The 14925-nt window shown below is 53.2% G+C and carries 9 protein-coding genes; 8 read left to right on the top strand and 1 reads right to left on the bottom strand.

The features are described 5' to 3' along the window. Positions 1–33: 33 nt before the first annotated feature. Positions 34–1650: a citramalate synthase gene (gene cimA, locus ACI5FR_RS28040; RefSeq protein WP_405460681.1), complete on the bottom strand. Its 1617-nt coding sequence runs from the start codon at positions 1648–1650 to the stop codon at positions 34–36. A gap of 151 nt (positions 1651–1801) precedes the next feature. Here cimA and ACI5FR_RS28035 point away from each other — a divergent pair, with 151 nt between their 5' ends. The 8 genes from ACI5FR_RS28035 to ACI5FR_RS28000 all read left to right on the top strand — a co-directional run. Further along, a complete protein-coding gene (locus tag ACI5FR_RS28035; protein WP_405460679.1) occupies positions 1802–3103 on the top strand; it encodes a DNA polymerase IV in 1302 nt (433 codons plus the stop codon). Next, entirely contained in the window at positions 3096–3674 is a 579-nt protein-coding gene (mobB, locus tag ACI5FR_RS28030; protein ID WP_405460677.1) for a molybdopterin-guanine dinucleotide biosynthesis protein B, read from the top strand. The genes ACI5FR_RS28035 and mobB overlap by 8 nt, the downstream gene beginning before the upstream one ends. Before the next feature lie 120 nt (positions 3675–3794). Then, positions 3795–4031, top strand: coding sequence for a ferredoxin (locus ACI5FR_RS28025; protein WP_405460675.1), 237 nt, complete (start codon positions 3795–3797; stop codon positions 4029–4031). A 137-nt stretch (positions 4032–4168) separates the two neighbouring features. Further along, on the top strand, positions 4169–6052 hold the full coding sequence (locus ACI5FR_RS28020) for a CHASE2 domain-containing protein (protein ID WP_405460673.1): 1884 nt from the start codon (positions 4169–4171) through the stop codon (positions 6050–6052). Between the two features lie 113 nt (positions 6053–6165). Beyond that, positions 6166–8634: a FecR domain-containing protein gene (locus ACI5FR_RS28015; protein WP_405460672.1), complete on the top strand. Its 2469-nt coding sequence runs from the start codon at positions 6166–6168 to the stop codon at positions 8632–8634. Then, entirely contained in the window at positions 8634–10700 is a 2067-nt protein-coding gene (locus ACI5FR_RS28010; RefSeq protein WP_405460670.1) for a hypothetical protein, read from the top strand. The genes ACI5FR_RS28015 and ACI5FR_RS28010 overlap by 1 nt, the downstream gene beginning before the upstream one ends. Before the next feature lie 10 nt (positions 10701–10710). Continuing rightward, on the top strand, positions 10711–12321 hold the full coding sequence (locus tag ACI5FR_RS28005) for a stalk domain-containing protein (protein WP_405460668.1): 1611 nt from the start codon (positions 10711–10713) through the stop codon (positions 12319–12321). A gap of 115 nt (positions 12322–12436) precedes the next feature. Continuing rightward, on the top strand, positions 12437–14925 hold a 2489-nt coding region (locus ACI5FR_RS28000), incomplete at its 3' end, for a FecR domain-containing protein (RefSeq protein ID WP_405460665.1).

Here is a 14925-nt window from a genome sequence, read left to right as displayed (position 1 = left end):
CAAGTCGATGGTTCTTTTAGTTGCCGGGACTATTTAGTGGTTCACGATACCGAGCTGCGGCTCTTGCTTGGCGTCCGTCTCCACATGCATTTTACCGATCAGCGCATAATGAATACTGTCGACTAAGGCCTCCCAGCTCGCTTCGACTACGTTCTCGGACACCCCGACGGTGCTCCATGTGTTCTGGAAGTCGGTCGTCTCGATCAACACCCGCACCTTGGCCGCGGTAGCGTCTTTCTCATCCAGCACGCGAACCTTGTAGTCGGTCAAATGCATTTGCTTGATATCCGGGTAAAATTGCACGAGCGCTTTGCGCAGCGCATTGTCGAGCGCATTGACCGGACCGTTGCCCTCGGCGACGGTGTAGACGGTCTCGCCGTGCACCTTCAGCTTCACGATCGCTTCCGAAGCGACCGCGTTGCCGACCGACTTCTCGACCAGGAGCTTGAACGACTCGACGGTGAACGCTTCTTCGATGTCCTGGAACGCGCGGCGCAGCAGCAGCTCCAGCGAAGCGTCCGCCCCTTCGAACGAATAGCCCTGGTGCTCGAGCTCCTTGATTTTCTCGATGATGTCGCGCGTCTGCGTATGCTGCTTGCTCAGGTCGAGGTTCAGCTCCTGCGCCTTCACCATCAGATTGCTTTGGCCGGCGAGCTCCGACACGAGCACCCGCTGTTTGTTGCCGACCAGCTCGGGCGTAATGTGCTCATAAGTCTTCGGATGCTTCATGATCGCGGACACGTGGATGCCGCCTTTGTGGGCGAAAGCGGCCGCGCCCACGAACGGTTGGTTGACCGGCATGACGACGTTCGCGATCTCGCTTACGTACCGCGCGACCGGGGTCAGCTGCTGCAGCTGCTCGTCAGAGATGCAGCGGTAATTCAGCTTCAGCTGAAGATTCGGGATGACCGAGCACAGATTGGCGTTGCCGCAGCGCTCGCCCAAGCCGTTCAGCGTGCCCTGCACTTGCCGGGCTCCCGCTTGAACAGCGGCGAGGCTGTTCGCTACACCGAGCTCGCAGTCATTGTGGGCGTGGATGCCGACCGGTGCCTTCACGGTCCGGCATACCGTCGCTACGATGTCGGAGACTTCGCCGGGCAGCGAGCCGCCGTTCGTGTCGCACAGCACGATCCAGTCGGCACCCGCCGCTTCCGCGTGGCGGATCGTCTGCAGCGCGTACTCCGGATTGTTCTTGTACCCGTCGAAGAAATGCTCGCCGAGATAGATCACTTCCATCCCTTTGCTCTTCAAGTATTGAACGGAGTCGAAGATCATGGCCAGGTTCTCTTCCAACGTCGTCTGGATGGCGGTATGGACGTGGAAGTCCCACGATTTGCCGAAAATGGAGGCTACGGGTACCCCGGCTTCGACGAGGCGGTTCAGGTTCGGGTCGGCCTCCGCTCGCGTGTCCTTACGGCGTGTGCTGCCGAAAGCGGAGATTTTGGCTTGCGTCAGCTTCAGTTCCTTGGCCCGCCGGAAAAACTCGATGTCCTTGCTGTTGCTGCCCGGCCATCCGCCTTCAATATAATGAACGCCCAACTGGTCGAGCTTCTGGGCGATTTTGAGCTTGTCTTCCACGGATAGACTGATGCCTTCCCCTTGCGTTCCGTCCCGCAGGGTGGTGTCGAATATGCTAACTTGACTGGACATGGGACTTCCTCCTTCTGTTCATCCATTGATTATAACATTTTTTACTCGATTTGTTGACATGATTTTCATCGCCGCATGAGGCTTCCGGCCTGCTTCCACGCTGGGCGCTAGCGTCCTTGACCTGTCAGAAACGGAGCGGTAAGCTGAGAGTATGAACAATTCACGAAGCGAACATTATCCGAAGAATGGCCGCGTCATTCTCCATATCGATATGAACGCGTTCTATTGCTCCGTCCATGAGGCGGTCGAGCCGGAGCTGTATAAGGATAAGCCGATTGCCGTAGCCGGCAGCGTCGAGCTGCGCAAGGGGATCATCGTCACGTGTTCTTATGCCGCCAGGGGGCGAGGGGTTAGGACTGGGATGCAGGTGCGACAGGCGCTTCAGCTCATCCCGGAGCTCATCTTGCTGCAGCCGAATTTCGACTTGTACCGACAATTCTCGAGACGGTTCATGCAGATCGCTTATTCGTATTCGCCGCTCATGCAGGCGATGTCGATCGACGAATGCTTCGTGGACATTACCGGATCGGGTCAATTCGGCTCGCCGCTCGAGATTGCGTCCCAGATCCAGACGCGCATTCGCGATGAGCTGCATCTGCCCTGCTCGATCGGCATCGCGCCCAATAAACTGCTCGCCAAGATGGCGTCCGACATGAAGAAGCCGAACGGCTTGACCGTGCTGCGCAAGCGGGATGTGCCCCGGCTGCTGTGGGACAAGCCGTGCGCGTACATGTACGGCATCGGGAGCCGGACCGGGGAGAAGCTGGCCAAGCTGAATATCCGCACGATCGGGGAGCTGGCCGCGGCGGAGGAAGCATTCCTCGTCCGCGAGTTCGGCGTTCAGGGAGCTTGGCTGAAGCAGGCGGCGAACGGTAATGACGATTCGCCGGTGCTCGAGGACCGCGAGCCGAGCAAATCGATCGGCCACACGACGACGCTGCCGCATAACGTAACGGAGTTCCCGGACGTGTCGCGGGTGTTCCTGAACGTGGCCGATCAAGTGGCCCGGCGGCTCAGGCGGCAGCATATGGTGTCGAGTACGGTCCAGATCACGATCCGCGACCCGTCCATGAAGACGATTACCCGCTCGCTGACGCTGTCCAATCCGACGGAGAACGCGGACGACATTCATAAGACAGCCTGCGCGTTATTCCGGAAGCATTGGAAGCCCGGCAGCCCGGTACGGCTGCTCGGCATAACGCTTCAGAGCCTGCAGCCGAAGGAAACGGCGGTCATCCAGCTGGATCTGTTCGACTACGAGTCCCAGCCCCGCAAGGAGCAGCTCAATCAAGCGATGGACCGGATCCGCGACAAGTATGGGGAGAGCGCCATTCTGACGGCCGGTATGCTCGGGGATGATCCTTCTACATTAATTCGCAACCACAAAGTGCGGGGAACCTCGCTGCAGATGGATCATTTGCGGCTGCCGCGGGAGGAGGATGGCGATGAGTGAGCAGAACCGCGGATCAAGAGGATCACGAGGATCACGGAGGAACCCGCCGATCATAGGCTTCGCCGGCTATTCGGGAAGCGGCAAGACGACACTGGCGACGGAGGTGGTCGCCCGGTTGGAGCGGAAGGGGCTCCGGGTGGCGGTGGCCAAGCACGACGGACACGGTCATTATAAGGAAGCGGAAGGAACCGATTCGTGTGCCTACCGTGCAGCGGGTGCAGCGTCCGTGACCGTGATCACGGCAGGAGGCCTCGTAATCTACTATCGGAAATCCGCCCCCACCCTGGAAGATTGGGTGAAGCGGATGGAGGCGGAGGACGAGCCATACGATTTGCTGGTTGTGGAGGGGTTCAAGGGGAGCGATCATCCCAAGATCGCCGTAGCCCGCCTTGAGGAAGACTTGGCCGTGCTAGATGAGCTCGGGCCGGGACTGCTCGCCGTCGCTTGCAGTGAAGCGGTGAGGTACAGGATCCCTGCGCATATTCGGGCCTTGAACGTGAACGATCCGGACGAGGTTGCTCGATTCGTTCTCGCCGCCGTTGTACCGCCCTTAGACGGGAGGCTGGAATAACCTGGCTGAAATTCTCATAAGCTAGTGGGGACAGGCGGCGCGAGTTGCTAAAGTGTTTGAACTTTCTATAGTTTTGTATTATATTCTATACTGAGGCTAAATTTGAGGAGGAAAACCACAATGGCAAAATACACCTGGGTAGAAAAAGATACATGCATTGCCTGCGGCGCATGCGGTGCAACTGCCCCCGACATTTATGACTATGATGATGAAGGTTTGGCTGAGGTGATTTTTGACGGAGACGACAACCACGGGAACACGGAAATTCCTGAAGACCTGTACGACGACCTTCAAGACGCTTCGGACGGTTGCCCTACCGACTCCATCAAGGTTGGCGACGCGCCTTTCAATAAATAATACACCCGCTAGGGAAGAACACCTGACTCTGGAAACCGGAGTCGGGTTTTTTTGTGTCAAAAATCACACAATCTATGATTGCCATATTCCGGCAAGCCCTATAAAATAAAGTTTAGGATGCGACAGGGAGGCGAAAAATGGGCAAGAAGAACTGGAAATCTTCGGTCATAGCGGCTATTGTCATTGCCATTTTGTCCGTATTTTCATATACCACTGGGACTGGTGGTTCGTTTTATTTTGTCGAAAATCCGTTAAGGGACGCCCTTAGCGGGAAGGTAGCCGAGCAGCGGGAGCCGGATACCCAGATCAAAATCATCAAGATCGATTCCAAATCGCTCGAGGCGATCGGCCAATATCCGTGGGATCGCTCGATTTATGCCAAGCTGATCGAGAAGCTGGAGACCACCGGCAAGGTCGCCGCGATCGGCGTCGACGTGTTGTTCCCGGAGCCGAGCAAGGACCCGAAGAACGATCAAGCGCTCGCCGAGATTATGGCGAAGTACAAGAATGTGATCCTGCCCGTCAACTTCATGTTCCCCCCTCAACAGAAGGCGGCCGGACTGCTGGAATACGAACGGATCGAATTCCCCACCAGCGCAATTAATGCTCCGAAGAGTCAAACCGCCCACATCAATGTATTCCAAGACAGAGATGACCGTGTGAGACGCCTGATCGTAGGCATCCCAGAGAAGAACGGCGGCATGGTCGAAGCATTCAGCGTGAAGCTCGCCAATCTGACGCTGCCCCCGAACGAGCAAGTCAAGTGGGACCCGGCCAAGCAGCAATGGCTCCGGGGCGACAAGGTGATCCCGACCAACGAGCGCAATCAAGTACTTACGCAATACTTCACGAAACCCCGGCAAGAGAAGGATTTGAAGACCGGCTATGATACATATTCGTTCAGCGATGTGCTGAATGACAAGATCGACGTTCGAATGTTCGAGAACGATATTATCCTGATCGGTCCGTTCACGACAGGGCTGCAGGACGAATATTTGACTCCGATGAGCGCCTCTATCAAGATGTTCGGGGTCGAGATTCACGCGAACATGCTGCAGTCCGTCCTAGAGGACAAATTCTGGAATGAATTAAGCGAGCCAGCCGGCATTGCGATTATGCTGGGTCTCGTGCTCCTGACGCTCTATTTGTTCCAACGCTTCAAGGGCCGGCCCGCGATCTTCGTATTCGCAGGTACCCTCGTCGCCTATATCGCGGCGTTCATCATATGCAACGAGGGATTTCACATTTTCATCCCCATCTTCTATCCGCTCTTGACCATCATTCTCATGTATGTGTGGTCCATCATCAGTCATTACTTGGCCGAACGGCAGGAACGGAGCCGGGTGACCGGGATCTTCGGACGGTTCGTGCCGAAGACGGTCGTCGATCAAATGCTGCAATCCGGCGAAGAGGTCAAGCTTGGCGGAGAGCGGATGGACATCTCGCTCATCTTCGTAGATATTCGCGGCTTTACTACGCTGTCGGAGAAGCTGGAGCCGGAGCAAGTGATCACGTTCCTGAACGAATACCTCGACGTGTGTACGCGGGCGGTGTTCAAGTTCAACGGGACGCTCGACAAATTCATCGGCGACGGGGTCATGGCGATTTTCGGCGCTCCGATCAAGTTCGACAACCACGCCGAGATGGCCGTACGCGCCGCGTTGGAGATGAAGAAGCAATCGGCCGTGCTGGAGCAGAAGCTGATGGATAAGCTGGGCTTCACCGTCCGCTTCGGCGTTGGCATCAACTGCGGGCCTGCGGTCGTGGGCAATATCGGTTCGGAGGGACTGCGTCTCGACTACACCGCGATCGGCGATACGGTCAATCTCACCGCACGCTTGGAGTCGAATGCGAAGCCGGGCCAAATCTTGATCAGCGAGAACATCTACGAGCGGATCCATCACTTGTTCGAGATTGAAGATATGGGCGAGATCAAGGTGAAGGGCAAGGAATTGCCGGTCAAAATCTATCAAGTGCACAGCGAGTTGGCTATGGCGCAAGCCGCCGCCTCGAAGCAATAAAGATTAGGAAGTGCTAGACAGAGAGGAGAAAGAGAACTGGAATGAGAATGAATACTGGGAAGACACGCAAGTGGTTGGCGCAAGTCGTCTGTTGGGCCATGCTGCTTAGCCTGATGACCGGCGGCTTCGCCGGGACCGTCGCGGCCAAAGATACCCGGGCGGCTATCGCCGTCAGCGTCGAGGGGACCGTCATGGTCACCAAGGCCGGCGGCTCGAACGAATATCGGGCCTATGCCGACATGAGCTTGAATCAGGGCGACCACATTCGGACGGAATCCGGATCTAGCATCGTATTGAGAGTGGTAGATCAAGAGGATGAAGTTACGGTCGGGCCGGATACGGAATTGTATATCTCGAGCCTTATGGAGACGGACGGGGCCAAGAAGTCGAAGTTCAAGATGTGGGCCGGCTCCGTGTGGTTCAAGGTGAAGAAACTGGTCAACGCGGATGACGAATTCGAGCTGGAAACCTCGACCGCCGTCATGGGCGTCCGCGGCTCCAACGGGTATATTCAAGCGAAGCTGGGCGAATTGTTCGCGATGATGGCTTCCGGCGTCTTGGCGACCGAGAAAAAATCGGGGTCCGAAGACAGCACTTCTTCCACCGCCTCGATCTATCCGGGGCAGCAGATCAACCTGTCGGGCAGCTCGGATATCGATCCTTCCGAGGCCGTGTCGGGCTTGGACATTGAGTCCTTCGTGCAAAATGCCTCTCCGGGCGTGATTGAGAAGTTCCTCACGACCCTTCAGGAGATTCGGGAAGAGAACGAGCAGTTCGTACAAGATGTGAACACGGGGTCGAAGCAAGTCGATTCGAAATCGGGCTTGCAGCTAGGCAATCCTGCCGATCTCAGCAAGTTCGGGAACAACCTGACCGCCCTTTTGGCCAACGTCGCCAAGACCGCCGCGGATACGAACAAACTCGATAAGACTACGGTGCAATCCTTGATCGATAAAGCCAACCAGTCTACGACCGGCCAAAAGATCGATCTGAACAACGTGCCCAAGTTCGACAAGACGGCCGGGATGGACCCGGAAGTGGCTAAGAAACGGGAAGAAACCGCTAAGCAGCAGCAGTCCCAATCTCAGCAAGAACGGGATCGGGCGGCTAAAGAGCTGGAAGACAAACAAAAGGAAAATGTCGCACTGTTGAGGCTACTGGAAGCCGCTCAAAAGGCATTTGAACAGGCGAATCGTAAGGCTAAAGAGGAAGCTGCGAAAAATGCTGAGGATGCATTCAAGAATAGTCTGAGCGACGCACAGAAGCAGCAGTTCGAGCAGAACAAGCAGAAGGCGGAGGACGAGAAGAAAAAGCAGGAACAGCAGCAGCAGAACAACACGTCTTCGACGCCTACGCCGAATCCGAATACCAACCCGGGCAATACGGGGAACAACGGGAATACGGGCGGGGATACGGGGAGCGGGAATGAGCCGGATCCGGTAGCTCCGACGAAACCTACTTTTAGTACGGCTAATATTCAGACTCTCACGAATAAACCTACGCTGAGCTTAACCGTTAGCGCACAAGTAGGTGCAACGGTCCAAGTATGGGCGGGATCGGAAGCTAGAGAAAGTGTAACGATTGGAAGCAGTGGTTCGAGCTCGCTGCAAATCCAGCTGCGCGAAGGCATTAATCAGTTGTCGCTTACTGCTAGGTTGAATGGGCTTGAGAGCGAGCGAGCGATTTTGCCTGGGATAATGTTGGATACGAGTGCGCCGACCGGTTCCATCTCTGTTAGCGGCGGTAATACCGTTACCTCCAATGTCGTTACACTGAATATTGATGCGTCCAGTGATACGACGAAAATGAGTTTGTCCCAAGTTTCCGGCTCCTTTGATGAATTTGTAAACTTCTCACCAACCGTAACCAATTACCAGCTGACTAGTGGAACCGGACCGAAGACGATCTATGTGAAGTTGCAGGACGGAGCAGGCAATGTATCCACTCAAGAAATAAGTGTGACGGTTACCGTTGTAAACCCAGATACCGGTGGTCCCGCTAAAGCTACATTCACCGTTACACCAAGCACGATTTCGAAATCAACGAACGAATTCAGCATTGTACCAGGCCAACAATTTTATATTGATGTTGAGCTGAGTCAATTTACAGGTGAGTCTTCCCTCTATGCGGTCGAGGCACGACTTAATTACGATCTTCCTATATATTCGTGGTACTCGTCTGGAACCTATGGAACCTATGGAACCTATGGAACCCATGAAACCTCTGGAACCTCTGGAATCTATGGAAATCCAGGCTACCAGGGTAATGAAATTTTTAATACCAGTTCAAGTGTAGCAAGGCTCGAACAGGCTTATGATGTTGAGATTCATAAGAATGTTTTATTGTATCTGATTTCCAACTATTCAGACGGTCGGACAGCTGTAGACAATATTGATATTTCGGGAACAAAGAGGCTAGTTCGCTTTACATTCTCCAGCATTCCATACGTACCAGAAGAACAGAATGGAACCATTACCCTGAACCTAAGGATAGTCGACAAGAATGGCAGGATTGTGAATCCCGGCTCAATTTATGAGGATTCCTCCATTAATTTTAGCATCCAGAACGGAGGGATCTCCTGATGCTTAATAAAATCAGCTTACTATCACGTATTCTAATTGCAGCGTTGCTACTGAACGTGTTTCATCTTGTAGGCTCTCTTCCATACAATAAAGCGGAGGCTTCTATTGCCCCCGCTTCCTGCCAGACCGTATCCAGTTCTGTATATGCTGCCGTATACAGCGTTATCGCCCCAGATGCTGTATGCACCCAATTGAGCGATTACGAGTACGAGCGCGAGCAAACTCTTAATTTGTCGAATCTCGGTGCTGGTGATGCGTATGAGTTTGTAGTAAAGGACACAAATTTTAATGGTCAATCTATTAAAATTGTCGATGGAAATGGTACCCTGAGGACTAGTGGAGTCATTGATTCCAATACAAGTTTAGGGCGGTTAACGAATATTTCAGTCAACTCGACAGACTTATTATTTCTGGTAATCGGGGATTATGGGGATAGTCAGAAGATTATTCCTATCGGGTTCTTTTCCGATAGTATTAAGCTTGTGCGAATTGATGTAAATGATCCCAATGCGACATTTAACTCCTTAAAGCTTAATGGAGAAGTCCAAACTTGGGCTAGTCCGACAGCTGGACATTATTTCATCTTGAAAGATGTAAGTTCACTTTTTGGCTCGAATCTCTTGGCTGTTCTAGAGAAAACCATAACTAACGTGAAGCAATACTATCTTGCCAAGGTCGGTAGTTACTGGTCTGAATTTCCTTTTGATCAAGTGATTCGGGAGAAAATCAATATTTCTGACTTGTGGCCATTTTACACCTCAAGCTTTGGATTAAGTGGTGAAACGCCAGAGAGCATGTCGATTCGGCATCATTTTGGCGCTCTTTGGTCAGATGATCAATATGACATCAAACATCCTATAATTGAATACAACCAAAACATAAGCTACTATATTGATCCGCAACTAGAATGGGATATGGGCTCGTTTTATGAATATGTGGAGATACAGACGGCAACGCATCAGTATATACTTGGTAATCCGACAACGATATTTTCATCCGAGTTTTACCCGATCCCCAATCGGATTGACAACAGTGTGCCTATGTCACAAGTTAATTTTTCGGCCGTCAATTCTCAAGTATCCGATTTGAAGTTTAAGTTAATTCCGATAAAAGCGGGACCCGTTTCGTTCGAAGAAGATGCTCTTGATTTTAACTTGGACCGCAATAAAACTTTTGCGTTTTCCTATGCCTTTAATCCGTACTCTTTAAGTTATAACATTGGTGACTACTGGTTCGTGCGTGATTCTGAATTTCTCAGAAGTCAGGTAGTCCTTCAGCATAATGCAACGCTCATCTTGGGAGCAGATGTACAGGTGTTGGAGGCTTTGCCAGACGAAGAGTACGATTCGGAGTACTACCTTTCTCTACGAACTAGCCAAGGAGATATTGCACAGAATATTGGAACATCTGGGGTGAAGTTCCAACTATATCAAGGCTCGACCCCGATAGGTTCAGAAATGGATTTTGGTTCTAAATTCTATGTTGCCTCGGATGATGAGAAACCGTACTTCGTGCAGATTGTAAATGCTAATCTGTTGGATTCGAGCATAGTTAAATTGCTTTCAACAACAGCCGATATTCCATTGGTCAAATTGCATGTATCGATCTTAAATGACAGTACAGGGCAACCCACAACCTCTATTTATGCTAATCAACCAGTGGTCTTGGTAGATGATTACAATCCATTCAATTATTATGATTTACAGACGAATGAAGCTGGGGATGTTGTCATCCGAGGTTTCGGTCACGGGAAGTGGAAGGTCAAAACAATTGCTAATACTTTTGAATTAGATTATACAGTACCATTCATTCAAACCAACAACGTGGAAATTGATGGATTAAATTTCCGGAAGGAAAATTATGAGAATGTAATTCTGAATGTTGTCCCTACGCTTAACCGATCTAATCCATCGGATCTTACTCCATTGAATATCGGCGATGTGGTGCGTTTTTCGCAGAAGATTGTGCCGAACCAATTTGACTTCAATCAAGATGGAACTAGCGACGCTAACGACTACAACTATTTAATGACCCTGATCAAACCCTTTATGATCATTCCTAGATAAGGAGAACGCAATGAAACCTTTAAGAATGTTAAGCACGGCTTTGCTAACGAGCGTCTTGCTCCTCGGCAGCGCGACCGCAGCATGGGCGGCGGTCCCGATCGAGCAAGCGGTTATCGGAGGCAACAACCAAATTCTCGGCAGCGTCTCTACGGTGGCGGGCAAGGGCGACAACGGAGAAGCGAACGGCGACGCAACGTCGGCTACGTTTAGGAGCCCATGGAGCCTGCTACCTATGACTGACGGTTCTTGGCTCGTTGCAGACTCGAAGAGTCATCTGATCCGTAAGTTGTCGGGCAACCAGATGTCCGCGTATGCCGGAATTACTTTCAAGAGAGACAATTACGATAATCCGATCGGTGGCTTGGTCGATGGCAAAGTTGCGGCTTCCGTTTTCCAGCAACCGAAAGGTTTGGCTGCGGATGCGCAAGGTACCGTATATGTCGCGGATTCCGAGAACCATGCGATCCGTAAAATTGACACTACAGGCAATGTCACTACGCTTGCAGGAAGCGGTGTACTCGGGAGCAAGGATGGAAAAGGGAAGGAGGCTTCCTTCCACTCACCGCAAGATGTGGCTGTCGCGGCCGACGGAACCTTGTACGTGGCGGACACGCTTAACCATGCAATCCGTAAAATTACCGCCGATGGAACGGTGTCCACGTTGAATGCTCTATCCACGCGAGCGGTGGAGATCGTGCCGGGTCAAGTGGTTCCCGCAGGGGACTACGCGGACGGTGCCTTGAAATCGGCTAAGTTCAATGAGCCAGGCGGTCTGGTGTTGGATGCGCAAGGCAACTTGTACGTGAGCGATACCGGCAACCAATTGATTCGCTATATCGATTTCAAGACGGGGCAAGTCTCCACGGTAGCCGGGCTCATTCCAGCCGGCAACGCAGCGTTGTATGAAAAAAATGAGTTGTATGCAGCTGGAGATTTGATCGATGGCAAGGCCAGTGAGGCGGCTTTCAAGTACCCGAAAGGCTTGGCGCTTACCGCTGAGGGCGGTTTACTTATCGCGGATAGTCTGAATCATTCGATTCGCTATCTGAAGGATGGGGTCGTGTCCACGTTGGCCGGTGAGCGCGAGGGGCTTAGCGGTTTCGCGGACGGACCGGATCGCAAAGCGGGTCTGCAAAACCCGACCGACGTCGCTGTTGGGGCTGATGGCAGCGTTTGGATCGCCGATGCTTACAACAATAAAATCCGGAAGCTGTCGTTCTACTCCTTGCCGGACGGCATAACGGATGATGGTGTCATCAAGGTCGTCAATGGAGATAAGCGCGTCACCTTCGAGTCCCAGCCTGAGAATGTGAATGGGCGGGTGCTGGTTCCGGTTCGCGCCATTACGGAAGCGTTGGGCTTTGAAGTGAAGTTTAACGAAAATGCTACAACAGGCGAACGCACCGTACTTTTGTCCAAAGGCAGTACCAGCGTAGAATTAACGATCGGCAAGCAGCAGATCAAACGCATTGTTCCGAACACAGCCGCTGTGATCAAGGAGATCGATGTGGCGCCTTATATTCAAGCGGACCTCACGTACGTCCCGATTCGGTTCTTCTCGGAAGAACTCGGCTTGGACGTCCAATGGGACGCAGCAACCGAAACCGTAATTTTACGATAATTTACACCCACGATTCGACTCGATGATGCCGGCACAAGTGCTGGCATCTTTTTTTGAGGGCAGGACAGGCAAGAATGAGGTTTCTAAAATTGGGCAAAAGGAGGTCCGGTGGCGAGTGGGGAAAGCGGAACGATGGAAGTATTACGTCATAACCCTAATTTTGGCCGTGAGCTTCAGTCTTGGCGGAACGACGTTCTGGGGGACGCATCCGGCTCAGGCCAAAGACAGTCGCGCTGCGATCGTAGTGTCCCTCCAAGGGACGGTTATGGTGACGAAGGCCGGAGGATCGAACAGCTATCGGGCTTTCGAGGAAATGAGCTTGAACCAGGGGGATCATATCAAGACCGAAGCGGGCTCCAGTATCACCCTACAAATCGTGGATCAGGAAGATGAAGTGACGATCGGCGAAAATACGGAGCTCTACATCTCCAGTCTGGTCGAAGCGGCCGGTGGGAAGAAGTCCAAGTTGAAGGTGTGGGCCGGATCGCTGTGGTTCAAGGTCAAGAAGCTCGTTAATGCCGAAGACGAATTCGAGGTAGAAACACCGACCGCCGTCATGGGGGTGCGGGGCTCCAACGGATACATCGAGACCAAGCTGGGGCAAATTTTTGCCATTATGGCATCGGGGGTTCTGAATGCTTCCTCGACGGGAAATGAGAACGAGGATGCCTCCGCATCAGCGAACATTTATCCGGGGCAGCAGTTCACATTGCCTGATTCGGGTGCCGGTGTTGACCCCTCTGTAGGGGTTGCGCCTTTGAACATTGAAGAATTCGTGAGTAGGGCAAACCCGGCGATGATCGTACAGCTCATTGAGACGATTCAACAAATCGCGGAGGAGAACCAAACGTTTATCGAGCAGGTTGGAACCGGAACGAAGCAAGTCGATCCTAAATCCGGGTTGACTTTGTCGGATGCGGGCACCCTTTCCCAATTCGGGGGAAACCTGACCAACCTCGTCGCGAATATCGCTAAAGTGGCCAAGGATACGAACAAAGTAGACGCCAAAGAGATGGATACGTTGATCGCCAAAGTCAATGAAAGCCTTACTGGTGAAAAGATTGATTTGGCTAATGTGAAGCCTTTCGATAAAACGATCGCGACTGATCCGGAAGTGTTGAAGGCGAAGGAGGCCGAACTGGCGCGGCTCGAGGCGGAGCGGAAACAAAAGCAGGATGAAGCACGGCTGCAGGAAGAAGAGCGCGCTCGTCAGAATGCGGCTCTGCTGGCGCAACTGGAGGCGGAGAAGGCGAAGCAGGAAGAGGCAAACCGTCAAGCCCAGCAGCAGCAAAAGCAACAGACGGAGGAAACGTATAAGCAGGGACTTGGGGAGGCGGAGAAAGCCCGGTTTGAAGCGGATAAGCAGAGGACTGATCAGCAACAACAGCAGCAGGGTGGGCAGCAGCCGGGAACTCAGCAACCCGGAACCCAACAACCGGGAACGCAACAGCCCGGAACTGGCACGCAGCAGCCTGGATCGGGTTCGGAGGAGCCGGAAGTTCCGCCTCCAGGTACGCCGGTGGTGAAGAGTCCGGTTGCATCGTTAACTACGAATGCGGCGAATGTTACAATTCGTGTCGGAGGTATAGTCGGGAATACGATTCGACTTTGGAACTCTTCACAGAAGTTGGGTGAGCAAGTTGTTGGATCAAGTGGGGAAGTTGTTTTTGAGGTTGCCTTGGCGGAAGGGCCATATAGCTTGCAGGTCGATGCGATCAATACTGCTGGAACGCTCAGCAGTCGCATTTCGGTGCCGGCCATTCGGGTAGACCGGACTGCACCGCAGCCACCTTCGATTGCGCCATTGCCGACATATTGGAATGCGGGCAGCCTGAGACAGTTGCAGGTGACCGCGGAGTTAGGTTCGCAGTTGCAGGTTTTCTTGAATGAACAGTCTGTGCCGTTCTTCACGAGTACGGTGACGAGTGCTACTTATGAGGTAGTGCCGGTAACTGTGGGTGGAGATGGGGCATACACGTTCCGTGCTACTGCTACGGATGCAGCTGGGAATGTCAGTGGGGCGGCTAGCGCTAGTGTGGTGGTGGATACGGTGGGGCCGGCGGCTCCAAGTGTAAACGCACCGGCGTATTGGAACGCGCTGAGCACGAAGAGGGAACTGACGATAACCGCAGAAGCAGGCTCGACGGTGAAGGTGTACAAGGGAAGCGAAGCCATACCGTTCTATAGCGAAACGATCGGCACGATCCCGTTGGTGGTGACGATCGACGATGCGGTGGCGGGAGACAACGTGTATCGCGTGACGGCGACGGACGCAGCGTTGAACGTGAGTGAAGCGACTAGTGTGACAGTGAAGCTGGACACGACTGCCCCTAACGCTCCGGAAGTAACGGCGCCGGCGTACTGGAACGCATTGAGCACGAAGCGGGAACTGACGATAACCGCAGAAGCAGGCTCGACGGTGAAGGTGTACAAGGGAAGCGAAGCCACGCCGTTCTATAGCGAAACGATCGGCACAATCCCGTCGGTGGTGACGATCGACGATGCGGTGGCGGGAGACAACGTGTACCGCGTGACGGCGACGGACGCAGCGTTGAACGTGAGTGAAGCAGCGGAAGTGACAGTGAAGCTGGACACGAGTGCGCC

It is taken from the genome of Paenibacillus sp. HJGM_3 (assembly GCF_045062745.1).
In the GTDB taxonomy this organism is placed as follows: Bacteria; Bacillota; Bacilli; order Paenibacillales; family NBRC-103111; genus Paenibacillus_AA.
This window is presented reverse-complemented; position numbering and strand designations above follow the sequence as displayed.